Source organism: Vibrio tarriae (assembly GCF_002216685.1).
In the GTDB taxonomy this organism is placed as follows: Bacteria; Pseudomonadota; Gammaproteobacteria; order Enterobacterales; family Vibrionaceae; genus Vibrio; species Vibrio tarriae.
The window spans coordinates 1,517,812-1,541,673 of the sequence record NZ_CP022353.1 but is presented as its reverse complement, the minus strand read 5'-3'; the positions used below and the strand labels follow the sequence as shown (position 1 = coordinate 1,541,673).

At 49.1% G+C, this 23,862-nt stretch carries 22 protein-coding genes and 4 tRNA genes; 17 read left to right on the top strand and 9 right to left on the bottom strand.

Going from position 1 to position 23,862, the window contains the following annotated elements; translation table 11 throughout:
- Window positions 1–48 precede the first annotated feature (48 nt).
- The 5 genes from CEQ48_RS12690 (at window position 49) to CEQ48_RS12670 (ending at window position 1,774) form a co-directional block, all read left to right on the top strand.
- Window positions 49–122 (top strand) — tRNA-Cys (locus CEQ48_RS12690).
- 2 nt (window positions 123–124) lie between these two features.
- Window positions 125–200: transfer RNA gene (locus CEQ48_RS12685), tRNA-Gly, on the top strand.
- A gap of 64 nt (window positions 201–264) precedes the next feature.
- Window positions 265–351, top strand: a tRNA-Leu gene (locus tag CEQ48_RS12680).
- Window positions 352–361: 10 nt separating this feature from the next.
- Window positions 362–437 (top strand) — tRNA-Gly (locus CEQ48_RS12675).
- Between the two features lie 218 nt (window positions 438–655).
- Window positions 656–1,774: a GGDEF domain-containing protein gene (locus CEQ48_RS12670; RefSeq protein WP_089071496.1), complete on the top strand. Its 1,119-nt coding sequence runs from the start codon at window positions 656–658 to the stop codon at window positions 1,772–1,774.
- On the opposite strand, the gene CEQ48_RS12665 is transcribed toward CEQ48_RS12670, so the two are convergent.
- On the bottom strand, window positions 1,771–2,256 hold the full coding sequence (locus tag CEQ48_RS12665; protein ID WP_002043720.1) for a GNAT family N-acetyltransferase: 486 nt from the start codon (window positions 2,254–2,256) through the stop codon (window positions 1,771–1,773). The two genes, CEQ48_RS12670 and CEQ48_RS12665, sit on opposite strands and share 4 nt — an antisense overlap.
- A gap of 290 nt (window positions 2,257–2,546) precedes the next feature.
- Here CEQ48_RS12665 and pheS point away from each other — a divergent pair, with 290 nt between their 5' ends.
- From pheS to ihfA, 3 genes are all read left to right on the top strand, one after another.
- Entirely contained in the window at window positions 2,547–3,530 is a 984-nt protein-coding gene (gene pheS / locus CEQ48_RS12660) for a phenylalanine--tRNA ligase subunit alpha (RefSeq protein WP_001164214.1), read from the top strand.
- 26 nt (window positions 3,531–3,556) lie between these two features.
- A complete protein-coding gene (gene pheT / locus CEQ48_RS12655; RefSeq protein ID WP_002043721.1) occupies window positions 3,557–5,944 on the top strand; it encodes a phenylalanine--tRNA ligase subunit beta in 2,388 nt (795 codons plus the stop codon).
- A 438-nt stretch (window positions 5,945–6,382) separates the two neighbouring features.
- Window positions 6,383–6,679 (top strand): integration host factor subunit alpha, encoded by a 297-nt coding sequence (ihfA, locus tag CEQ48_RS12650; protein WP_001229260.1) that lies wholly within the window; start codon window positions 6,383–6,385, stop codon window positions 6,677–6,679.
- A gap of 128 nt (window positions 6,680–6,807) precedes the next feature.
- On the opposite strand, the gene relV is transcribed toward ihfA, so the two are convergent.
- On the bottom strand, window positions 6,808–7,587 hold the full coding sequence (gene relV / locus CEQ48_RS12640) for a (p)ppGpp synthetase RelV (RefSeq protein ID WP_089071495.1): 780 nt from the start codon (window positions 7,585–7,587) through the stop codon (window positions 6,808–6,810).
- A 468-nt stretch (window positions 7,588–8,055) separates the two neighbouring features.
- Between relV and CEQ48_RS12635 the strand changes: the two genes are divergently transcribed.
- Window positions 8,056–8,712 carry a thiopurine S-methyltransferase gene (locus tag CEQ48_RS12635; protein WP_088127737.1) on the top strand — a complete coding sequence of 219 codons (657 nt, stop codon included), beginning with the start codon at window positions 8,056–8,058 and terminating at the stop codon, window positions 8,710–8,712.
- A 92-nt stretch (window positions 8,713–8,804) separates the two neighbouring features.
- Here CEQ48_RS12635 and purT read toward each other — a convergent pair whose 3' ends face one another.
- The 7 genes from purT to CEQ48_RS12595 form a co-directional block, all read right to left on the bottom strand.
- A complete protein-coding gene (gene purT / locus CEQ48_RS12625; protein WP_032477225.1) occupies window positions 8,805–9,980 on the bottom strand; it encodes a phosphoribosylglycinamide formyltransferase 2 in 1,176 nt (391 codons plus the stop codon).
- Window positions 9,981–10,133: 153 nt separating this feature from the next.
- Window positions 10,134–11,009: an AEC family transporter gene (locus CEQ48_RS12620; RefSeq protein ID WP_089071493.1), complete on the bottom strand. Its 876-nt coding sequence runs from the start codon at window positions 11,007–11,009 to the stop codon at window positions 10,134–10,136.
- Window positions 11,010–11,167: 158 nt separating this feature from the next.
- Complete coding sequence (cdd, locus tag CEQ48_RS12615) at window positions 11,168–12,055, bottom strand: cytidine deaminase (RefSeq protein ID WP_089071492.1); 888 nt, start codon at window positions 12,053–12,055, stop codon at window positions 11,168–11,170.
- Window positions 12,056–12,224: 169 nt separating this feature from the next.
- Complete coding sequence (locus tag CEQ48_RS12610; RefSeq protein ID WP_089071491.1) at window positions 12,225–12,899, bottom strand: LrgB family protein; 675 nt, start codon at window positions 12,897–12,899, stop codon at window positions 12,225–12,227.
- Window positions 12,890–13,264, bottom strand: coding sequence for a CidA/LrgA family protein (locus CEQ48_RS12605; RefSeq protein ID WP_001881007.1), 375 nt, complete (start codon window positions 13,262–13,264; stop codon window positions 12,890–12,892). Before CEQ48_RS12605 ends, CEQ48_RS12610 begins: the two co-directional genes overlap by 10 nt.
- Window positions 13,265–13,295: 31 nt before the next feature.
- Window positions 13,296–14,720, bottom strand: coding sequence for an exodeoxyribonuclease I (gene sbcB, locus CEQ48_RS12600; protein ID WP_089071490.1), 1,425 nt, complete (start codon window positions 14,718–14,720; stop codon window positions 13,296–13,298).
- Between the two features lie 144 nt (window positions 14,721–14,864).
- The gene (locus CEQ48_RS12595) at window positions 14,865–16,238 is read right to left on the bottom strand and encodes an L-cystine transporter (RefSeq protein ID WP_198301144.1); all 1,374 of its coding nucleotides are present in this window, start codon (window positions 16,236–16,238) and stop codon (window positions 14,865–14,867) included.
- A gap of 345 nt (window positions 16,239–16,583) precedes the next feature.
- On the opposite strand from CEQ48_RS12595, the gene msrB reads away from it, so the two are divergent.
- The 8 genes from msrB (at window position 16,584) to btuD (ending at window position 23,644) form a co-directional block, all read left to right on the top strand.
- Window positions 16,584–17,030: a peptide-methionine (R)-S-oxide reductase MsrB gene (gene msrB / locus CEQ48_RS12590; protein WP_000935882.1), complete on the top strand. Its 447-nt coding sequence runs from the start codon at window positions 16,584–16,586 to the stop codon at window positions 17,028–17,030.
- 484 nt (window positions 17,031–17,514) lie between these two features.
- Window positions 17,515–18,540, top strand: coding sequence for a nicotinate-nucleotide--dimethylbenzimidazole phosphoribosyltransferase (gene cobT / locus CEQ48_RS12585; protein WP_198301143.1), 1,026 nt, complete (start codon window positions 17,515–17,517; stop codon window positions 18,538–18,540).
- Window positions 18,540–19,325: an adenosylcobinamide-GDP ribazoletransferase gene (locus tag CEQ48_RS12580; protein ID WP_089071487.1), complete on the top strand. Its 786-nt coding sequence runs from the start codon at window positions 18,540–18,542 to the stop codon at window positions 19,323–19,325. The genes cobT and CEQ48_RS12580 overlap by 1 nt, the downstream gene beginning before the upstream one ends.
- An 8-nt stretch (window positions 19,326–19,333) precedes the next feature.
- A complete protein-coding gene (cobU, locus tag CEQ48_RS12575) occupies window positions 19,334–19,873 on the top strand; it encodes a bifunctional adenosylcobinamide kinase/adenosylcobinamide-phosphate guanylyltransferase (protein WP_089071486.1) in 540 nt (179 codons plus the stop codon).
- A gap of 6 nt (window positions 19,874–19,879) precedes the next feature.
- A complete protein-coding gene (locus tag CEQ48_RS12570) occupies window positions 19,880–20,482 on the top strand; it encodes a histidine phosphatase family protein (protein WP_089071485.1) in 603 nt (200 codons plus the stop codon).
- 315 nt (window positions 20,483–20,797) lie between these two features.
- Complete coding sequence (locus tag CEQ48_RS12565) at window positions 20,798–21,826, top strand: succinylglutamate desuccinylase (protein ID WP_089071484.1); 1,029 nt, start codon at window positions 20,798–20,800, stop codon at window positions 21,824–21,826.
- 80 nt (window positions 21,827–21,906) lie between these two features.
- Window positions 21,907–22,902: a vitamin B12 ABC transporter permease BtuC gene (gene btuC / locus CEQ48_RS12560; protein ID WP_181710890.1), complete on the top strand. Its 996-nt coding sequence runs from the start codon at window positions 21,907–21,909 to the stop codon at window positions 22,900–22,902.
- Window positions 22,889–23,644 carry a vitamin B12 ABC transporter ATP-binding protein BtuD gene (gene btuD / locus CEQ48_RS12555; RefSeq protein ID WP_089071482.1) on the top strand — a complete coding sequence of 252 codons (756 nt, stop codon included), beginning with the start codon at window positions 22,889–22,891 and terminating at the stop codon, window positions 23,642–23,644. Before btuC ends, btuD begins: the two co-directional genes overlap by 14 nt.
- The last annotated feature ends 218 nt before the right edge of the window (window positions 23,645–23,862 follow it).

Here is a 23,862-nt window from a genome sequence, read left to right as displayed (position 1 = left end):
CCCGTAGTCAGGCAGCCACCGAAACAAGTGAAAGTCTGAAGTTACAGAGGCGCGTTGGCAGAGTGGCCATGCAGCGGATTGCAAATCCGTGGACCTCGGTTCGACTCCGGGACGCGCCTCCATTGCGACACTAGCTCAGTTGGTAGAGCGCAACCTTGCCAAGGTTGAGGTCACGAGTTCGAACCTCGTGTGTCGCTCCAAATTAAATGATATGGCGTTAAGCGGTATCACAAGATGGTGTCTTCCATCGCAAAGATTTTGCGTGCCCTGGTGGTGAAATCGGTAGACACAAGGGATTTAAAATCCCTCGACTTTCGAGTCGTGCCGGTTCAAGTCCGGCCCGGGGCACCATCTCCATTTCGCGACACTAGCTCAGTTGGTAGAGCGCAACCTTGCCAAGGTTGAGGTCACGAGTTCGAACCTCGTGTGTCGCTCCAAATCAAAACCCCGCTCATTGAGCGGGGTTTTGTATTTCAGAATTCTATTCATCAATGTTCGGTGCGATTTTTCTTCGATTTGATTAGCACTTGCTAACGTTTTCCAGTTTTTATGATTGAAGTCACGTTGAGCGATTCGCTTCCCGTTACAATTACCCTAAATTAACTAAGGACTAATCGTGACTTAGCGGTACAGGCTAAAGAGTTGAGCTCCGAACATGCAATCATTCAAATGGGATCAATACTTCGAAACAGGCTTGAATGAGGTTGATGAGCAGCACCAATATTTGGTGAACATTGTCAATCGCTATAGCTCTCTGTTGACTGAAAATCATGTCTCGCTAGAAGAGATCCGTCTCGCGTTATTCGAGTTGTCCCGCTATTCCGAATATCATTTCAAAGAAGAAGAGAAGCTAATGCGCGAAGTCGGCATTTCAGCACTTCATCTCGAAGAACACATTCAAGTTCATCGTACTTTTATGTCTGAAGTGTTTAGCATGCAGGCCTTTATCCACGATGTGGATGACCGTTCAGCGGTTCAGTTACTGGAATTTTTGATCCATTGGCTGGCGTACCACATCTTAGGTATCGATCAGAATATGGCGCGACAAGTGATTGCGATTCGCTCAGGCATGAGTGCCGAAGAGGCCTACGCTAAAGAGGAGCGTGAGAAAAATGCCGCGACGGAGCCATTACTCAATGCCCTTAATGCGTTATTTGATCAAGTCTCTGAACGTAATCGGGAACTCGTCAGGCTGAATCAATCACTGGAAGAAAAAGTGATTGAGCGCACTCAGCAGCTATACCAAGTTAATCGTCAACTTGAAGCGCTGTCGATGACCGACAGTTTGACGGGCTTACCGAACAGGCGTAAAGCCATGCGCCAGCTCGCGCTGCATTGGAGTCTTGCGCAAGACAACCAGCAGCCTTTTGTGTGTGTCATGATCGATATCGATGGCTTTAAAGCGGTTAATGATCATTACGGGCACGATGTAGGCGACAAAGTGTTAACTAGGGTGGCGCACATGTTGAGAGATCACTTTCGTAGTGACGATCTGGTATGTCGCTTAGGCGGTGATGAGTTTTTAGTGATTTGCCCTGAAACGGACAGCGCGGGTGGCGTCTATATCGCAGAGCAGGTCTGCTGTGCGATTCAACAGCAAGTGATCTCGTTTGAAAATAATATTCATTGGCAAGGCAGTGTCAGTATGGGGGTTGCCGCGTTTGCCTCAAACATGAAAGATCACCATGAGCTGCTGCGCGCGGCGGATCAAGCGGCTTACCTTGCCAAAAACAGCGGAAAAAATCGTGTTTGCGCTTTTGATGCGCCGAGCTAGTTGAGTGATTTCAGCATCCATACGTCGCAGCCATTATGCTCAGTTCCTGCCATGGGCTGCGTTAAGTGCTCAAAACCAAGCTGTTGGTAGAGCTTGATCGCTTGGGTCATGCTAGAAAGGGTATCTAAATAACATTTGGCATAGCCTTGTTGTTTCGCAAAATTCAAACAATGTTCACTGAGCGCTCTGCCTACGCCATGGCCGCGGCTTGTGGGGAGCAGAAACAACTTCTTCAGTTCACACAAATCCGTATGACCAGCAAAAGGGGCAATGCCACCACCGCCGACTACCTTCCCCTCCAATAACGCAACAAAATACGCGCTACGGTCTTGCTCTCGATAGTGCTGACTCATGGCAAGCACTTCGGCATCCGATGGGCCAAACCCTTCACCAATCGCGCCAAATTCAGCGCCGACGCTTTGAATAATTTGGCAAATTTCAGCGTCAAACTCAGGTCGAATCGGTACGATTTCTACTCTCATTGATAGTCCTTTTCTGGATGAAAAATGCGGTGATGTGGCTTTTTTAGCATGTCACCGCGTATTTCTAATTAGTGGGTATTGATGTAAGACTTTTCAAGTGCATGAATAATGCACCAATAATGCATACAGGATGGATTTCAATTTGGCTTTAATCCTGGCTTTCGGTACTATGTACAGCTATTTGAAAACCCCAAGAATCCCTTACGGTAACACTATTGGCGGTCTTGCGACTCCCAAAGAAACCTACTCGGGCTCCTAAAGGAAACTGCTGATTGGCAGACGAGGAAACGATGCAACATCTACAAGAGATTATTGCTAATGCGACCGCAGCGATTAACGCTGCAGAGTCGCTCGTCGCACTGGATGAAGTGCGTGTTCAGTATCTGGGCAAAAAAGGCGAACTGACGGTTCAACTGCAAAGCCTAGGTAAACTACCGCCGGAAGAGCGCCGTACTGCTGGCCAAGAAATTAACGTTGCGAAAGACGCGGTGCAAAAAGCGCTGGCTGAGCGTAAAGATGCGCTGCAAAGCGCAGAGCTGGAAGCCAAATTAGCGGCTGAAACCATCGATGTGACACTGCCCGGTCGCCGTATCGAAAATGGTGGTTTGCACCCAGTGACTCGTACTATCGAACGTATTGAAAGCTTCTTTGGTGAGCTTGGCTTTACTGTAGAGTCTGGCCCTGAAATCGAAGATGATTTCCATAACTTCGATGCTCTGAACATTGCCGCGGATCACCCAGCGCGTACTGATCACGATACTTTCTTCTTCAATCCGAAGCTGATGTTGCGTACTCACACCTCTGGCGTGCAAATCCGTACTCTGGAAGAGCGTCAGCCACCACTGCGTTTCATCGCTCCTGGCCGTGTTTACCGTAACGACTACGACCAAACGCATACCCCAATGTTTCACCAAGTGGAAGGTATGTTGGTTGATGAAAACGTTAACTTCGCACAACTGAAAGGCATCCTGCATGACTTCCTGTGCAACTTCTTTGAAGAAGATTTGGAAGTGCGTTTCCGTCCTTCTTACTTCCCGTTCACTGAGCCTTCAGCGGAAGTGGATGTGAAAGGCAAAAACGGCAAATGGCTAGAAGTGCTAGGCTGTGGCATGGTGCACCCAAATGTACTGCGCAGCGTAGGCATCGACCCTGAGAAGTACTCAGGCTTCGCGTTTGGTATGGGCGTTGAGCGTTTAACCATGCTCCGCTATGGCGTGAATGACCTGCGTGCATTCTTCGAAAACGATCTGCGTTTCCTAAAACAGTTCAAATAATTCAGGGTTCCCAAGAGGTATATACAATGAAATTCAGCGAATCATGGCTTCGTGAGTGGGTTAACCCGGCAATTACCACTGACGAATTAACTCACCAAATTACAATGGCGGGTCTGGAAGTGGACGACGTACTGGCTGTGGCTGGTGTGTTCGACGGCGTAAAAGTGGGTCACGTGGTTGAGTGTGCTCAACATCCAGATGCTGACAAACTGCGCGTCACCAAAGTCGATGTAGGCGAAGAAGAGCTTCTGGACATCGTGTGTGGTGCAGCCAACTGTCGTCAAGGTCTGAAAGTTGCGGTTGCAACCGTAGGCGCGACGCTGCCAGGCGATTTCAAAATTAAGAAAGCCAAACTGCGTGGCCAACCGTCACACGGCATGCTGTGTTCTTTCTCTGAGCTGGGTATCGATGTTGAATCAAACGGCATCATGGAACTGGCTGAAAACGCACCGATTGGTATGGATTTCCGCGATTTTCTGTCACTGAACGATGTGACTATCGATGTGGATTTGACGTCTAACCGCGCGGACTGTTTCAGCATCCGTGGTTTAGCTCGTGAAGTGGGCGTATTGAATCGTGCGGACGTGACTGCGCCTGCGGTGAATGCGATTGCTGCGACCATTAATGATACGATTTCAATTGACGTGAAAGCGCCAGCGGCGTGTCCACGTTACCTTGGTCGTATCGTAAAGAACGTGAACGTTCAAGCGCAAACGCCACTCTGGATGCAAGAAAAACTGCGTCGTTGTGGTATCCGCTCTATCGATCCGGTGGTTGATATCACTAACTTCGTGATGCTGGAGCAAGGCCAACCAATGCACGCGTTTGATCTGGCGAAGATTGAAGGCGGAATCGTGGTTCGTCTGGCTGAGCAAGATGAAAAACTGACACTGCTTGATGGCTCAGAAGCCAAATTGAACGCAGATACGCTAGTGATTGCTGACCAACAAAAAGCGCTGGCGATTGCTGGTGTATTCGGTGGCGAGCATTCTGGTGTCAGCACTGACACCAAAGATGTATTACTTGAGTGTGCGTTCTTCGCACCAGACCACATTCGTGGTCGTGCACGTAGCTACGGCCTACACACCGATTCTTCAATGCGTTTTGAACGTGGTGTGGATTATGCTTTGCAACACGCCGCGATGGAGCGTGCAACGCAACTGCTGGTTGAGATCTGTGGTGGTGACGTTGCGCCAGTGGTAGCTGCAGAATCTGCGGCCGATTTACCAAAACCAAACCAAGTTGCGCTGCGTCGTAGCAAGCTCGACAAACTGCTGGGTCATGCGATTCCGGATGCGGACGTCGTGGAGATTCTAGAGCGTCTAGGTATGCAGGTCGAAACCACCGCAGAAGGCTGGCAAGCGACTGCACCAACATGGCGTTTTGATATTGCTATCGAGCAAGATCTGGTGGAAGAAGTTGGCCGTATCTATGGTTACAACAACATTCCTAACCAAGCGCCAGTGGCCGCGTTGAACATGAACCTGCACAACGAAGCGAAATTACCGCTGAAGCGTGTACGCGATCTGCTGGTTGACCGTGGTTACCAAGAAGCGATCACCTATAGCTTCGTTGAGCCTGAGCAACAGAAACTGGTTGTACCGGGTGTTGATGCGTTGATCCTGCCAAACCCAATTTCTGCTGAAATGTCAGCGATGCGTTTGAGCTTGATCCAAGGTCTGCTGAACACTGTGGTTCACAACCAGAAACGTCAGCAACCTCGTGTTCGTCTGTTTGAATACGGTTTGCGCTTCATTCCTGATGCGGCGGCAGAAAATGGCATGCGCCAAGAGCCTATGCTGGCGGGTGTGATCTCTGGCGCTCGTGGTGAAGAGCACTGGAATATGGAAACGGCAACCGTTGATTTCTTCGATATGAAGGGCGATCTGGAAGCGGTTCTTGAACTGACAGCGAAAGGCAAAGCCTATAGCTTCGCAGCAACTAAGCATCCAGCGCTGCATCCAGGTCAAGCTGCAGCGATTATGGTGGATGGCAAAGCGATCGGTGTGATTGGTACGGTTCACCCAGAACTTGAGCGTAAGTTTGGCCTCAATGGTCGCACTATTGTGTTCGAGATCGAGTGGAATGCGATCAACACACGCGTGATCCCAGAAGCCGCAGCGATTTCTAAGTTCCCAGCCAACCGTCGTGATATCGCGTTGGTGGTCGATGGCAACATCGCTTCTGGCGACATCGTTGAAGCTTGCCGTGTGGCGGGTGGTGAGCTATTGAAAGACGCAAAACTGTTTGACGTTTATGTCGGTAAAGGCGTGGAAGAAGGCAAGAAGAGCTTGGCGATTGCGCTGACGTTGCAATCGGTTGAACGCACACTTGAAGAAGCGGATATCGCAGCAGCGGTAGAGGCGATTGTGCAAGCCGTATCTGCCCAATTCGGCGCGGCTCTGCGCGACTAAGCTTAGGTCTATCTTCGCTTTAAATCAGATGAAAACAGGCTCTTCGGAGCCTGTTTTTTTATCGTGATAATCTGGAACTGAGCCAACAACTCTCTGATTTTTAGATGAAACTAAGAAAAAATTTTTGGCGTATCGAAAAAAATTATCTACGCTAAATAGTGATGAGGGTCTGAAAATCATTTTAGTGACAATGATGTAAATAACTAAAAACTCAGATTTTTTTCCTCTTGTCATCCAAGAGAGAGTCAGTGATTTTTTGAAAGAGATGTAAATCGTAACGTTTTGAATCGCTTACTGAGTAATAAAAAAGTTGGCGAAAATCAGAAGGTTGGCATACACTTTCACTGTTCGGCAGTTAGGTTATTGATTGGCCGAATAAAAATTGCTTTGGCGCTGCCAACCAGCAGCAAGGTTTAACTTAGCTTTGAGGGAAGTTTTATGGCGCTCACAAAGGCCGAATTGGCTGAAGCCCTGTTCGAACAGCTCGGCATGAGCAAGCGGGATGCCAAGGATACGGTTGAGGTGTTTTTTGAAGAAATTCGTAAAGCACTCGAAAGTGGCGAACAGGTAAAACTCTCCGGTTTTGGTAATTTTGACCTACGAGATAAAAATGAACGTCCGGGTCGAAACCCTAAAACCGGTGAAGATATTCCTATTACCGCTCGACGTGTCGTAACGTTCCGCCCAGGGCAAAAATTGAAAGCCCGTGTCGAGAACATCAAAGTCGAAAAATAAGACCGAGCAATAGACCACGCCGATGAGCGTGGTCTTTTTGCTTTATCCCCATTTCAATAAAAAACGCAACCGAGATGTCTAGGCTGCGTGTTTTGTTTGTGCTGTCCGAAGCGGCTTGGGTCGGGTATTTATGCCGCTTGAATGTGCGTTGTGATGTAAGGCTGCCACGCTTGTTGATAGAGATCGCGTGAGGTTGAGCGCATCTTGGCAATTTGCGCATTTTCCCATTCGGTTAACTCACGTTGCTCTTGGCGCGCGGTGCGCTCAATGGTTTGGATCTGCTCATACAGCTCATGCTCTGCACCACTTTTTACTTGCGCAATCGCCGCTAAATGCAACTGAACCTCAGCAATAATCCCTGTTTTAGGTAGCTGAACTAAAACGTTAAGATCGCGATAACCAGATTCTGCTGGATTCTTGAAGCGGTTTTTCACTTTTACGACGGTCGCTTCTCGACTTAATGTCTCATAAGCGGTGACGAGACTCGCCACATCATTCGTCACTATGGTAGCTCGGGCTAAATCGGTAATACGTTCGGCCTGACCATCTAACTCTAACTCAACCTTTTCTAAAGCACGCTGACGAGATTTTGTGCCAGCAAAGTAGGCTTGAGTATGGGTCAAGAGGGCGGTGCTTTTGCACAGAGTTTCTAGCTCGATTTGCGCTTGATGTGCTTTACTGTATAGCACATCAAAATCTTGATAAGGCTGGACAATAGGATAATTTTGGTTAGCGATACCGTACAAACCACTTAAGCTATGACGAAACAGCTTAGAGCTGACTTCGTTTTGTTGTGACTCTTCGCGGTTATCTTCCGTTGAATTGGTGGTTAATGGCACAGCCGCCATGGCAGGAGCACGGCTCAGCAGCAATAACATTAAGGCTGTGGTACGTAGCAATAGACTCATTCACTCTCCTTAGCTTGCGCTGTTCAGTCAAAAAGTAGACCTAGAAGGCGTTTTCTGACAGTGCAATCAAAGTGGGTTTAGTGTTCCTTTCTGCTCACTATGATCAATTGGGCCTTGTTGTTCCTTTTCCAATTCAATCTGGATTTTCAGTTGTAAGAATTTGTTATCCATCACATATCTTCTTCCTATTTGAAGCTGCAAAGGCGATGTTCGCGCACACCAATCACATAGTCTGTCTGTGTTTATTGGAATTCACTCATCTGCGCCTATCTGCCATTTCAGGTTCTGCAACTTCAAATCGTTTGGAAAGAACATAGGCATTCATTCAGACTTCGAGTTTTCGATGGAGTTCCAAAGCCTTAGGTAAAGAAATGTAACCGTCGAACAGATGGGGAGGGACAAATTCGTGCTACCGCGGGAGCAGAAGATCCGCTACTCTTGGTGGCAGCAAATGAAAAGGAGTAGAAGATGCGAGATCCTGAGTTTTGGCATAACAAATGGGCGGCGAACCAGATTGGTTTTCACCTTGAAGACGTGAACCCGCTATTGATCCGCTTTTGGTCTGATCTTGCCCCTAAACGCAGTGAAAAAGTGCTCGTCCCTTTGTGTGGTAAGAGTGAAGATCTGATTTGGCTGGCAAATCAGCATGACAGTGTTCAAGGGGTTGAACTGAGTCAAATCGCGGTACGTTCTTTCTTTGCCGAGCATTTCTATACCCCGACAGTGACCCGACTCAATGCGCAACATGAACTGTATCAGTTTGATGAGCTTACGCTTTTTACCGGCGATTTCTTCACAGCTCCTGTTGAATCGGTGGACTTAGTTTATGATCGTGCAGCGCTAGTGGCATTGCCGGAAGAGATGCGCGCAGAGTACGCGCAGCGCGTGTTGCAACTGCTTAAACCGGGTGGGCGCATTTTGCTGGTCAGTATGGATTATGTGCAAACTGAGTTGTCAGGGCCGCCATTTTCGGTTCCTGAAGCGGAAATTCGCACCTTGTTTATGGGGTGTGAGGTGCGCAGAGTTTACCAAGATACGGGCATAGATCCGCATCTGAATAAGCGTACACAAGCGGGCTTAAGCCGCTTTGCCGAAGAAGTTTGGGTGATTGAGAAAAGCGAGTGACTCTGACTCTTTGAACTCCACTAAGTAGAAATGAAAAAAGCGCGCTGAATGAGCGCGCTTTCTGATAGTGCTGATAAAGATAAAGAGCTGAATTAGTAATGAATCTTTACAGCTTTCGCACACTCAATCGCGCGATCAGTGGCTTCTTGCGTCGTTTTTCCTCGGCTCAGGGCAACACCTAAGCGACGACGACCCGCAATATCTGGCTTGCCAAATAAGCGCACTTGGGTGTGAGGAATGCTTAGGGCGTCATCAAGCGCACTGAACTGGATGTTCTGTGACTGGCCTTGGCCGAGGATCGCCGCAGAAGCTGATGGGCCATATTGCACGATTTGACCAATCGGTAGACCGGTAAACGCGCGCACATGCAAAGCGAATTCAGAGAGCTCTTGAGAAATGAGCGTCACCATTCCGGTATCGTGTGGGCGAGGGGAAACTTCATTGAAGATGACCTTGTCACCTTTCACAAACAGTTCAACCCCAAACAATCCATAACCACCAAGCGCGTTAACCACCTGTTCTGCCACATATTCAGCCGCTTTAATGGCATTTTCTGACATCACTTGTGGTTGCCATGACTCGCGGTAATCGCCATCTTCTTGGCGATGGCCAATTGGAGCGCAGAAATGGACGCCATCCACAGCGCGTACGGTCAGCAGTGTGATTTCGTAATCAAAATCCACGAAGCCTTCCACAATCACTCGGCCAGCGCCACTGCGTCCACCTTGTTGAGCGTATTGCCAAGCCGCTTCAATCTGCTCTGGTGTGCGAATAACACTTTGGCCTTTGCCCGATGAACTCATCACAGGCTTACAGACACAAGGTAAACCAATGGTTTCTACTGCCGCGGCAAAGCTCTCATAGCTGTCTGCGAATTGATACGCGGAAGTGGGCAGCCCTAACTCTTCGGCGGCTAAACGGCGAATGCCTTCACGGTTCATGGTGAGTCGAGTTGCATTGGCGGTAGGTACAACGTTTAAGCCTTGCGCTTCTAACTCCACTAACTTGCTGGTAGCAATCGCTTCAATTTCTGGAACCACGAAATGTGGCTTTTCTAAATCAATCACTTGTTGTAGTGCATCGGCATCGAGCATATCAAACACGTGGCTGCGATGGGCGACCTGCATGGCAGGCGCATCAGCGTAACGATCACAGGCGATGACTTCGAGGCCAAGGCGCTGACACTCAATCGCGACTTCCTTACCAAGTTCACCAGAGCCAAGCAAAAGTACTCGCGTTGCGTTATCCCGAGTCGCTGTCCCAAACATAGACAATCCTTATAGTCATTCAGTCAACATTAGCAAAAAACAGCGGCCATGATACTGGAACAAAGCACAAAAGAAAACGTTTGCTTCCCGCTGTAGCCAGTCAGATTACCCCGTATTCGGGTCAAGTTTATGACAGTTTTATGGCGAACAGGATCAGAGTGAAAGAGCGATAAACAGTAATATGGGCAGGCTTAATAAGCTGAAGAAATTACCAAACAACACCATAGCCGCAACCTGAGTAGGCTCGATGTGATAACGCTCGGCGAACAGATAATTCATCACTGCGGGGGGCAACATGGTAAACAGCACCATCATTTGCAGTTGTAAGGGAGGCAGTGGAATGAAAAAGTAAATCAGCGCAAACGCGCAGGCTCCGGTGAGCAGAGATTGTGCCGTTGAAACAAGGCCAACTTTGAGTCCGGCTAAGCGCAGGTTGATCATTTGTGAGCCGAGTGAAAGCAGCATCACAGGAACGGCGGCTTGCCCAAGTAAAGCAGTGGCGTTGTACAAGGGGGACCAGATAGAGACTCCGCTTAGATTGAGCAGTAAAGCCAGTGAGGATGCTAAAAAGACCGGAGCGCTGAGTACGGTTTTTAACACGCTACCTTTGCTCAGCATGGCTACCCCTAAGCTAATGTGCAGACACATAGAAACCACAAACAGCAATACGGCAGAGGGGAGCGCGGTTTCGCCAAACGTATAAGTAAACAGAGGAATCGCTAAATTACCGCTATTGCGAAACATGTGCAGTGGAGCCCATGTTTTAAATGACCAACGACCCAAACGACATATCAAGAGCATTAAAATACCGGGCAGCAATACCGCGACAAGAGCGGCAAGCAACAGAGGTGTTTGCTGCGTATCCAGTGGCATGTTGACCAGTGAAGAAAACACCAACGCAGGCACAAAGGCCTCCATATTGATGCGATTGATCGGGCGAAAATCGGGTTTGAGCCAGAGACCAATCAAATAGCCAATCAAGACTAAGCTCATCACAGGAAAGAGAATGGCAATGATTTGTTCAAACATAGCTTGCGAGAGATACGTGTAAAAAGCGCAAGTTATCAGGCTTTATTCAGAACGTCATGGTAGGTGATGGAAAAGTGTGCGCGCGACATCTTTAGCAAGATGTGGACTAAGAGAGCTAGTACCAAAAAGTGAAGAGGCCAATGGCCTCTTCATTCGGTTTACAGTGAGAGATAAGAAAGTGGGATATCGGGATTGATCACTTCCAGCGTTGCTTGAGTATCGGCAAGATGGCTGATTTTGCCGGTTGCACTCTCTACCAGAGCGGCGGCTTCAATATCCTCGAATGATTCACCCATCATCATCGCTTGTGCTAAGGCAACTTGTAGCGGTGGCAAACTTGGGTTAAATGCTGCATTTTCGGCATACGCGCCAAGGTAAATCGCACCACTGCGCATTTTCAGTGCCACACCACTGAAGTTTTGGGTATAAGGCGAGTGGCTGATGTTCATCGCGCGCAGGGCTTGCTGGATAAGCTCTTCATCATCGTCACTGGTTTTACCATGATTGACTGGGCTCATCAGGCCAGAATCAATGCCGAGATCGGCAGGGCCAAACGACTCAGGGAGGTACTCTTGCAAAGTTTTGGCAGCACGCTTGGGCAGTTGAATTTTCAGCGAAGACGCGGTGGTCAGTTCATTCATAAACTGGCGGCAATGGCCGCAAGGGCTAAAGTTGATGGTGATGTCTGGCACCCCTTTTTCACCTTTCATCCACGCATGGCTAATGGCGCACTGTTCAGCATGTACGGTTTGCCCAAGCTGCGCACCAGTAAATTCCATATTGGCGCCAAGATAGAGGCGGCCGGAGATGCCACGTACAATCGCACCGACATAAAATTCAGAGATTGGGGCATACGAGTAAGCGGCAGCGATAGGTAACAGCGCGACGCGCAAATCGGCATCTTCCAGACCCGAAAGGGTCAAAAGCTGCTGATACTGCTCGGCAGAGAAAGTGGCATCGAAATCCTTGGCCAACACCAATTCACGTAAATATGGGGCAAAAGAAGCAGGCATTTGTTGTAATGCTTGTTCAATACGGTTTCTCATAGTGATTCCTTTTCATTGCATGGAATCCTATTTTAGGTAATGCGAGATTTTATAAGGTGATAGGCGTCACATTAAGTTATGTAATTTATTTTTATGTTTCATTATTAGAGTGACGTCACACATGATAACGATTGCAAGCGTATGAGATGTGACGCCACTCGAAATGAAATTATTGAAGCCAAAGTGCGAAAGCAAACAGACTTGGCGCTAAGACAGATGTGATAACACCACACACGACAAGGGCTAGTGAGCTGAACGCGGCGTCGCGAGGATCTTTCTCAGCGCACGTGGCTGTGCCGAGGGCATGGGATACCGTACCCATGGTCAGCCCTTTGGCGATGGGATGAGTAATATTGAGCAGTTTGTAAATCGGGTAGGCAAGAATGGCACCAAATAGCCCGACGAGTAGTACCAAAATCGCAGCAATCGCGGGCTCGCCGCCCAACTGGCGCGCCACTTCCATCGCGATCGGCGTTGTCACTGATTTTCCCATCAAGGCGGCAATCAGCTCTATATCTGCCCCCATGTTTACGGCTATCAAACTGGCGGTGATCATCGACATCACACTGCCCACGCCACAAGCCAAAGCGATAATTCGCCAGTTGGCACGAATTTGTGGCAACTGCTCATAAAGTGGATAAGCCAAAGCAACAACCGCTGGTTGGAGTAGATAACTCAACCACTGATTATCAGCGTAGTAAGTCTCAAAAGGTACTTTGAGGTAAGTCAGCAGTGGAATAAGTATGCCAATACTGATCAGAAGCGGATTGGCCAGTGGGGTATTGCATTTTTGAGCCACCCAACGGGCGACGAAAAATACCCCAAGTGTGATGATCAGCCACATGACTTTTTCCCCTTCTTGAGCATTCGATCCAGTATCAGTCCCAGTGTCACCATGACAATTAAGGTACCGCCGATAGCGCTAGCGAGGATCGGGGCGAGGTTTGCCAGTAGCGTATCGAAGTGCACCATCAAGCCGACACTGATAGGGACGAACAGTAAAATCATGTAACGAATAAACAGGGTGGCACTGGGCTTGACCCATTCGACAGGCACTAAACCGCTGGCCATCAGGCCAAATAGGATCAGTAACCCAATAATGCTGCCGGGAATAGCAATGCCTAACCAAGTTTGTAAGTTGATGCCCGCCAACAGACAGAGAAAAATCAGTCCCATGGAGACACAGTATTGAGCTATTTTTTTTATCATCAATAAAATCAGCAAGTAAAAATAAACGATGTTAGCAAGCGAGTTTTTCCACGTAATGGTAGACGGATTTTAAAATCGCCATTTTCTTTGGATCAGCTTGATGTTCATGCACCAGATTTTCCAAATTCAACATATAACCTTCTAGATTGCGCTCGAAATAGTCACGGCAATGCGCTGCCCAGCGGCGTTGCTCGGCATCGGTTAAGGTATGGGGATAATGGCGCGCACGATAACGAAACAGCAGTGGTTCAATGCGCTTATCGGCCACCCGGATCGCTAAGCTGCCCAGATTCTCCGGTGCAGTAGTGCGGATGATCTCCATTGCCGCGCGATCGGCTGGGGAGAAAAAGCCGGCATAGAGTTGGCTATCCACATCACTCTCTTGGTTAAATTCGCGCTCTTGGCTAAATACAGTCACCAGCTTTTCACGAATCTCGGGGTGTTGACGAATCACATTCAAGTGCGCGAGACACTGTTCGCGGTCAATACCAATCTTTTGTGCATTTTCTGCGGTCAAGGTTTTAGCCGGAGCCAGAATGGGGCATTTATTGAGATGCACCAATTTCACGGGTACTGGTCGCTCATCCGGCGCTAGGTCTTCATGCCGCGTATAGAGACGCGCTTGCAGCGTTTCGGCATCGAGATCCATTAGCGGCTGAGGGTCTTTACCCAAATCCACCACAATCACCGCATTTTGATTGGTCGGATGCCAAGCAATCGGCACAATCCAGCTAGTGTAGTGGCGCTCACGCCCAAGCATGCCAGAAACATGCATCAGCGGAGTTTGGTTCACAATATCAATCAGTTCTGTCAGCTTGCGTTTGTGGCGCATAGTGAAGAAGTAGTCGAACAATTTCGGCTGCGCGGCTTTGACTTTTTTCGCCAGTTCAATGGTGGCAATCACATCGGCCATCGCATCGTGCGCGTTGCTGTGCTCAATGCCGTTGGCAACAGAAAGATGTTCCAGTTTAAAGCTGGTAAAGCCATCATCATTTTCCGGCCACTCGATACCTTCAGGACGCAAAGCATGACACGCGCGAAGCACATCCAGCAGATCCCAACGGGAATTGCCGTGTTGCCAGCTCCAAGCATAGGGGTCGATAAAGTTGCGATAGCAGGTGTAGCGCGTCACTTCATCATCAAAACGTATGCTGTTATAGCCAAGGCTGGTGGTATTGGGTGTGGAGAGCTCAGCATGAATACGCGCGATAAATTCTGGCTCCGCCAGACCTTGGCTATTGGCTTTTTGAGGGGTGATCCCTGTGATCAATGCGGCCTCAGGGGCGGGCAAATAGTCGTTGGGCAGCTGACAGTAAATCACCAAAGGCTCACCGATGATGTTGAAGTCCATATCGGTACGCACACCCGCAAACTGACTAGGACGATCTTTGGCAGGATTGACTCCCCAAGTCTCGTAATCAAAGAAGAAGAATGTGGGCTGGTGTTCTTGCTGCATGTGGCTTACCAAATCGCTAAAAATTGCCGTTATTAGACCATCCTGACCCTGACATAGCAATTGCTGCCCTTGTGCTATCCCATTATTTGTTCAGCCTTTCAACAAAAAAAGCCGATGCTGGGCATCGGCTTTGGCAAGGTAAGATTAGGCTTGCTGAGTTTGCGGCTCGAGCTCTTCGTTTGTCTCTTTAAGCAAACGGCTCGTTACTGTGCCTGCCGTCATCGAACCTGACACGTTAAGCGCCGTACGCGCCATATCAATCAGTGGCTCGATAGAAATCAAAAGCGCCGCAATCGTGACAGGTAAGCCCATGGCTGGCAGCACAATCAGGGCTGCGAAGGTCGCACCGCCACCCACACCTGCAATACCAAAGGAGCTGATGGTGATCATCGCAATCAGCGACACGATAAAGTGAATGTCCAGTGGGTTAATCCCAACGGTTGGAGCAACCATTACCGCCAACATCGCAGGGTAAATGCCCGCACAGCCGTTTTGACCAATCGTTGCACCGAATGAAGCTGACAGGTTAGCAATTGCAGGTGGCACATTCAGTTTGGTGATTTGCGCTTCCACATTGAGAGGAATCGTGGCCGCAGAGCTGCGCGATGTGAAGGCAAAAGTCAGTACTGGCCAGATGTTTTTAAAGTAACGGGTTGGGTTAACGCCCACCATAGCAACCAGTAATCCGTGCACCACAAACATCAGGGCTATCGCCACATAAGAAGCCACAATGAAACCGAGTAAGTTCAGAATGTCGGTAGCACTGGATGTCGCGACGACTTTCGCCATCAGCGCGGCGATACCGTAAGGTGTCAGCGCCATGATCATTTTCACTAAACGCATCACAATCGCTTGTGCCGCTTCAACAAAAGTGCGAATTGGCGTTTCTAACTCTTGTTTATCGGCAATCACTTTGCGTGCGGCAATACCAGTGAGCACGCCGAAAATCACCACCGCGATGATGGAGGTTGAACGTGCGCCGGTTAAATCGGCAAAGGGGTTGGTTGGGATAAAGCTCAACAGAATTTGTGGAATCGTTAGGTCGGCAACCGTTGATGCGCGGCTTTCAAGTGCTGCAATACGTGCGGTTTCCCGTGCGCCTTCAACCAAACCTTCAGCCGTCAGGCCAAATGCTTGAGTGATGAGAATACCGATCAGCGCAGAAATCGCAGTAGTCACCAGCAAAATACCGATAGTCAGACTGGAGATTTTGCCCAGTGAACCGTTTTTATCCAGACGTACCACGGCAGAGATCATCGATACCAGCACCAGCGGCATGATGACCATTTTCAGTAGACCCACGTAGCCATTGCCGACGATAGCAACCCAAGATAGGGTTTCTTGAATAGCAGGATGGCCTTCACCGAGCACCACTTGCAGTGCCAAACCAAATGCACTACCTAGTACTAAACCAAACAAAACTTGACGAGAAAGGGTGGCGGCTTTTTTCTGTAGCCCAAACAGATAGAGCAATAGACCGGCGAAAATCACCAGTGCTGCAAGGGTAACCACTGACATAAGCAAATCCTTAAAAGGGGGAAGGAGAGTGACAACGGCCATCAAAGCAAGCCGATTGTTCTATCCTAAATGAGAACGATTTTCTTGGAATATAGCGATCGCTATCACGAAAATAAACTGAGAAAAAATCATGTTTTATAACTAATGGTTATCAAAAACAGAGCTTTGACTAATTGGCGATCAATTTGACTAAGCATTGCCCGAACTGTGCTGCTTTTGCAGGTGTGTATTTTGGTGATCTGAATGCAATAAGATTGGTGCATCCGCGGTCTATATTCTTCCCGCTTGACGCTGCCGTACTAAGTCGTTTGAGCATAGTCAATAGTCCAACAAGAGGAGAGAGCAATGTTGAACTGGCAACAGGTGTTGGATTTTGCAAACCAAGGCAATCCTAAGCCAGAGCGTGAAGTGACGCGCAGTGATGAAGAGTGGCGCACTTTGCTTGATGAACAGCAGTATTACGTGATGCGTCAACATGGCACAGAGAGAGCCTTTTCTAATGCGATGTGTGAGCTGTTTGAGCCGGGTTTATACCAATGTGCCGGTTGCCAAACCTTGTTATTTGATTCGGCAACCAAATTTGATTCAGGCACAGGCTGGCCTTCGTTTTCCCAGCCAGTCAAATTCAATGCCATTTCCTACCATATGGATCACCGCTTAGCGCGTGCTCGAGTGGAAGTGCGTTGTAATACTTGCGAGTCGCACCTAGGGCATGTGTTTCCTGATGGGCCACCGCCAAGCGGTTTGCGTTACTGCATCAATTCGGTTGCCGTGAACAAACTCAGTGCATAAATAAACTCATGCCCTCAGGTCTGTGTTCCGCAGGCCTGAGGGGCATTTCTTTTTCAATGGAATTAGGTCAGTGCAAACGGTACGCGCTTGCCTTTTTTATTGGCAGGTTTATTCGGCTTTGGTTTCGGTGATCTTTGGTTAGCAATCATGGTACAGCTCCTTGTGGTGTCTCAAGCAAGAGACAACGTTAAAACAGGATAACCAAACTGAAGCATTAAAAGATGAAGCACTATTTGTACCAAAGTATAGGACAGACTGGTTCAAATGCTTATATCCGTCTTATCTCCTTCCTACTTGAAGCTGTAACTCCAAGTAGTGTGGGTATATTGGATGCCGAGACTAATGTCAGACGCGGCGGCAAGTCGTTTGCGCTGAGAGTGTGGTGTAGTAGGCAAAATAAGTGAAGGCTTTTGCTTTGTTGTTCAGAGCGAGTAGACTGTGCCGCATTTGTTTTCATGCCTTAAAAAGAAGTAAGGATGCCCGCATGTTAGATCGCTCATTCAGCGCCGAAATCCAACAACGAATCGATCAAAAAACCAAGCCACTCGGGGCGCTAGGGCAACTTGAGCGCGTCGCGCATCATTTAGCACTAATCCAAAGCCAAAACCAAGATCAAGCGGTAACTCAACTGGCGATTCATCAGCCGACCGTTTTGGTTTTTGCCGCCGATCACGGCATCGCTGCGCAAGGTGTCAGTATTGCGCCAAGCGCAGTGACTGAGCAAATGGTGCAAAATTTTCTCGCGGGCGGCGCGGCCATCAACTGTTTTTGTCGTACTGAACACGCCGTGATGCGGGTGATTGACTGCGGTATTTTGCGAGCTCAGCCCGCTCACGCGGATTTGATTGCGCAGCGTCTCGGTGCGGGTACGCATAATTTGGCCGAGCAAGCCGCCATGTCTTCAGAGCAGGTGCAACAGGGAATCGCACTCGGCAAGGCGTTGATTCATCGTGAAGTTGAGTCGGGCTGTAATCTATTGATGTTTGGTGAGATGGGCATTGGCAATACCAGCAGTGCAGCAGCAATCTTAGCGGCACTCTCCGGCTTGCCGATTGAAGTGTGTGTTGGACGTGGCACCGGCATTACGGATGAGCAGTACCAACGTAAACGAGCGTTGGTCACCCAAGGTGTTGAGCGCTGTTTAGGCGCTGCGCCACAAGATGTCTTGCAGCAAGTCGGCGGGTTTGAAATTGTCCAAATGGTCGGGGCATTTATGGGGGCATACGAAAAGCAAACCCCAGTGCTGGTGGACGGTTTCATTGTGACGGTTGCAGCTTATGTTGCGACCTTAATCGAGCCGAATGTACGAGACTTTTTGCTGTTTGCCCACTGCTCACAAGAAACGGGGCACCGCGCAGTATTAGAAATGCTAGTAGCAGAACCACTGTTGGATTTAGGTTTACGTTTAGGTGAAGGCACCGGAGCCGTGTTGGCTCTTGGTCTTGTCCGTGCTGCTGTGGAGTTTTACAACCATATGGCCAGTTTTGCTGATGCAGGAGTCACAGTGTAATGGCTGCCATTTTACGTTATCAACTGGAGCTGTTTTTGCTGGCCGTGAGCTTCTTCTCACGCATTCCTGTGCCGGCGAGTTTGCCTTATAGCAGTGAGCGAATGAATCAAGCTGGGCGCTATTTTGCTCTGGTTGGACTCCTGCTCGGGGCGATTTGCGCTTTGGTTTACTCGCTCGCGACGCAGCTTTTTTCTACCAACATCAGCGTGTTTTTGACCATGGTGTTGAGCTTGTTATTGACTGGCGCCTTTCATGAAGACGGCTTAGCGGATATGGCTGACGGCGTGGGCGGTGGTATGACGGCTGAGCGCCGTCTAGAGATCATGAAAGACAGCCGCATTGGCACTTATGGCTCTAGCGCTTTGATTATGGTTTTGCTGGGTAAATATTTGCTACTCACCGAATTGGCCGATCTTACTTCACTGGTTCCTGTTTGGTTACTGGCTTATACCCTAAGCCGCGCGGTGGCGGCGTCTTTTATTCGTAATACGCCTTATGTCTCCGATACCGACAGCAGTAAAAGTAAGCCGCTGGCGCAGCAGCAGTCGGGTACTGATTTGGTGATTTTGGCGCTCACCGCCTTGGCGACACTACTCTACTTCTCAGGGCAGTTTATTGCGGTAATGATTTCGGCCTGCTTGATTTTCAGACAGATTTTCCGTCAATGGCTTATCAGACGTTTGGGTGGCTTTACCGGCGATTGCCTTGGGGCCGCACAGCAGTTGATGGAGATTCTGATCTATCTGATCTTGCTTGCTTTTTTACAGCATGAAGTGATGATTTAGGAGGCAAAGTGACGGTTCATTTCGTTTTGGGCGGTGCCCGTAGTGGTAAATCGAGTCACGCAGAGTTGCTCGCCAAACAAACCGCACAAGCTTCGGGTGCGACCTTGCATTATGTGGCGACCGCCACGGCCTTAGATGATGAGATGCGCGAGCGTATTGCCCATCATCAAGCCCGACGAACCGCAGAGTGGAATGAACATGAAGTGCCGCTGGCTTTGGCTGAGGCGTTAACTCGTTTTCAACGCCAGGATGTGGTGTTAGTCGATTGCCTCACGTTATGGCTCAATAATCTGCTTTTTGAACACGAAGCCGCGCTCTCCGCAGCGCGGATTGAGCAGCATGTCGATTCGCTGTTAGCGGCATTGGCTCAAACCCAAGCCCACATTATCTTGGTCAGCAATGAAGTGGGTATGGGAGTCGTACCGATGGGCGAATTAACTCGAATGTTTGTTGATCACGCGGGATGGATGAACCAGAAAATCGCGGCATTAGCCGATTCGGTGACGTTTGTCGTGGCGGGGCTGCCACAGCGTTTAAAAGGCGAGTAGCAAGGCATGATCCGAATTTGGTTACTGCGTCACGGCAAAACACAAGGCCCTGCAGCCCTGAATGGTATAACGGATGTTGCGGTGGAGCCGAGCGTGCAACAAGCGATAGCCAGCCAATTGAGCGCTCTGCCGTTTACTCGTGTGATAAGCTCACCCTTACGTCGCTGCGCCGATCTGGCGCGACTGCTCCAATCGGCTCGTCCGCATGGCATACTCGATTTCGACCCGCAGCTCCAAGAACTTAACTTTGGTGAGTTGGATGGACAAAGTTTTGCCGACTTAGAGACTCAATGGCCAATATTGGATGCCTTTTGGCAAGACCCCGCAAGGAACACACTGCCACAAGCTGAACCTCTCGCTAAGGCTTATCAAAGAGTGAGTCAAGCTTGGCAACAATGGTTACCTCAGCTTGAGAGCGATACGCTTATCATCTGCCATGCAGGGACCATACGTTTGATTTTGGCACACGTATTGGGTGTCGATTGGCGCAACCCACACTGGCATACTCGGTTAACCATTCCTCATCAATCGGTGACTGAGCTTGTCCTTTATCCAGGTGAGCCACCGATAGTGAGCGTGACCAGCATCGGAAATGCGCTTTGCTGTTAGCCCATAAAGCGAATTGAATATGGAGCATCTCATTGAATTAGTGGTAGAATCCGCGCCTATATCGTCGTCTGGCTGGGAATAAAAAGATCTATTCCTTCCTACTTGAAGCTGCAGCGGTGTTGGCTATATTCGCTCACCCCAATCACTGAGTATTTCTATGATGGGGAATCACTTTCCACCTGCAACTCCAAGCCGTTTGGGTAGAGTGCCGTTAACGACCACGGATATTGAATGGGTGATGATAAGTGCGATCATCTTGGCATAAATTGTTCGTACAATTTCTTAACATACCGCTGTGCAATAAAGGAGTAGCGCATGACGAAGTCTCTCTTCCGCCAATCTTTTCTTTTCGACAGCTTAGATCTTGACCATCCCATGGTCGCGCAAACCATACGTACAGAGCAGGGTGTGACCTTAAAGCTGCATCAACGTGGCGTGTTGGAAGTGATCCCAGCTCAAACGGACGTGGCGACAAAAAATATGGTGATCTCCTGTGGGGTGCATGGTGATGAAACCGCACCTATGGAACTGCTGGATAAATGGATTGAAGATATTGTCAGCGGATTTCAACCCGTTGCTGAACGCTGTTTGTTTATTCTGGCGCACCCGCAAGCCACAGTGCGTCATATCCGTTTTATTGAGCAGAATCTCAACCGCTTATTTGATGATAAGCCCCACAAACCGAGCACTGAGCTGGCGATTGCCGATAACCTCAAAGTACTGCTTAAACAGTTTTTTGCCAACACGGAAGAGCACTCGCGTTGGCACCTAGATTTGCACTGTGCCATTCGAGGCTCGAAACACTATTCGTTTGCAGTAAGCCCGAAAGCCCGTCATCCGGTGCGCAGTCGTAGCCTGATGCAATTTATCGAGCAAGCCCATATTGAAGCAGTGATGCTATCGAATGCGCCCTCCAGTACGTTTAGTTGGTATTCGGCCGAGCATTATGCCACGCAAGCCTTAACCTTAGAGCTTGGTCAAGTGGCCCGTTTAGGTGAAAACCAATTAGATCGCCTGTTGGCCTTTGATCTGGCGATGCGTGATCTTATCTCTCGCCATAAACCAGAGCACTTACCGAGAAAAACGGTGATGTACCGAGTCAGCCGCACCATAGTACGCCTGCACGATGATTTTGATTTCCGCTTCAGTGATGATGTGGAAAATTTCACCGCCTTTATGCATGGGGAAGTGTTTGGTCACGATGGCGATAAGCCTTTAATGGCGAAAAATGAAGGGGAAGCGATTGTTTTCCCGAACCGCAATGTGGCCATCGGCCAGCGTGCCGCCTTGATGGTGTGTAAGGTGAATACGCGCTATGAAGATGACCAACTGGTGTACGACTGATCTTGCTTGGTAATGATCTCCTTTCTATTTGAATGGCTTAACGGTAAGGTTAGGCCATTCTTTTTTCTATGAACGACAAGATGGATTTTCATCGACTGCTTCAACATAAACAGCAACGCTGGCAACGCAGCAGTTATCTGCTGATCGGGTTGTTTTTGGGTGTGTGTTTCCTTTATTTGTTGGTGGGAGAGCTGTGGTTATCTCCTTTTTCCGCTTGGTCTTCCCTCGAACAACAGCTAGTGTGGGAACTGCGTTTGCCAAGATTACTGGCTGCGGCGGTGATTGGGGCTTCTCTGGCCGTGGCAGGAGCCACCTTACAAGTGTTGCTAGGCAATGTGCTTGCTGAGCCGGGCGTAGTGGGGGTATCGGGTGGGGCAAGCGTAGCGATGGTTATTCTGCTGCTGTTTTTCCCAAGTTTAAATTCCCCTGTGGCTTTTATGGCGGCCGCGGTATTGGGCGCGCTGCTGTTTACGTTGCTCTTGGTGGTGATGGCTCGTAAGTTACGCTTGACCACCGCAAGGCTATTACTGGTCGGGGTGGCATTGGGGATTTTGTCTGGCGCGGTAGTCACTTGGGCTTTCTATTTCAGTGATGACCTTGGTTTGCGCCAACTGATGTACTGGTTAATGGGCAGTGTCGCAGGAGTCAGTTGGTATCAACATCTCCTCTCTTTGGTGGCGGTGCCTGTAGTGATTTGGCTTGTCTTGCAAGGTGGCGTTTTGGATAAGCTGATGCTTGGTGAAGGGCATGCCAAACAGTTAGGGGTCGATATTCATCGTGTTCGCTGGCGGCTCATTCTCGCTATCGCACTACTGGTCGGGGCTTCCGTAGCACTGGGGGGAGTGATCGGTTTTGTTGGGTTAGTGGTTCCTCATTTGCTGCGTTTAACGTTAGGCTCGGAAAATCGTCTGTTGCTGCCAATGTCTGCACTGTGCGGGGCGTTATTGCTGGTAAGTGCGGATCTGATTGCGCGTTTGGCGCTGGGTAGCGGCGAATTGCCATTGGGAGTGGTCACCACCACTCTGGGCGCGCCCATTTTTATCTGGATGTTGGTGAGAAACCATGATTCATGTTAACAGCTTACAGGTGGATTCTCGTCTGCTGCCGTTGTCATTGCAGGCTAACGCTGGCGAAGTTTGGCATGTGATTGGCCCCAACGGCTGTGGCAAAAGCACCTTGCTTGCCGCCTTAGCGGGCATGATCCCTTTCTCTGGTTCTGTGCAGATAGATGGGTTAGACGTGAGTCAAGCAAGCTTATCTGAACTCGCACACCATCGCGCTTATCTGGCGCAAAATGATAAACCCAGTTTTCAACTGCACGTTTTCCAATATTTGGCGCTGTCGGTTCCTGCGAACGTAGCCCTAGAACGCTCGGAAGTCGCCCGCGAAATCGATCAGATCAGTCGTTTACTCAATATTGATGACAAACTACACCGTTCGATCCACCAGCTTTCTGGGGGGGAGTGGCAGCGTGTGCGTCTGGCCGGAAGTTGTCTACAGGTCTCACCGGTTTTGAATCCTTCTGCGCGTTTACTGATTTGGGATGAGCCAGCGGCACCATTGGATATTGCTCAAGAAAGCCTGTTGTATCGTCTGATTGAGCGCATGGCAGGGCAGGGATTAACGGTGATCATGGCCAATCATGACCTTAACCGCACTCTGCGTCACGCCGATCAAGTGCTATTGCTCAGTCGTGGCGTTCTACACTGTGCAGGTAGGGCGAAAGAAGTACTGACTCAAGAAGCGCTGCAATCCGTATTTGGCACATCAATTCGCCGAGTAGAACTGGAAGGGCATGCTCATTTGCTGTTCGATTGAGTTGAGGAAGCGGGCATTTCTCTAGGTGCTGAGTTGACCAATCATGGCGCATGGAGCACTGTTTTAGCGCATGTTTCTGGAAGAATAGGTGAGAAAGTGTTTTGGTATTTGTTTATTTATCAATAAGTTGCGCTTTTTATCGCAAAGAAAAAATATTGGCACACAATTCGCAGTACTAGGTTTGATACATTCTCGTTCTTGTTAGGCTCATCACACTT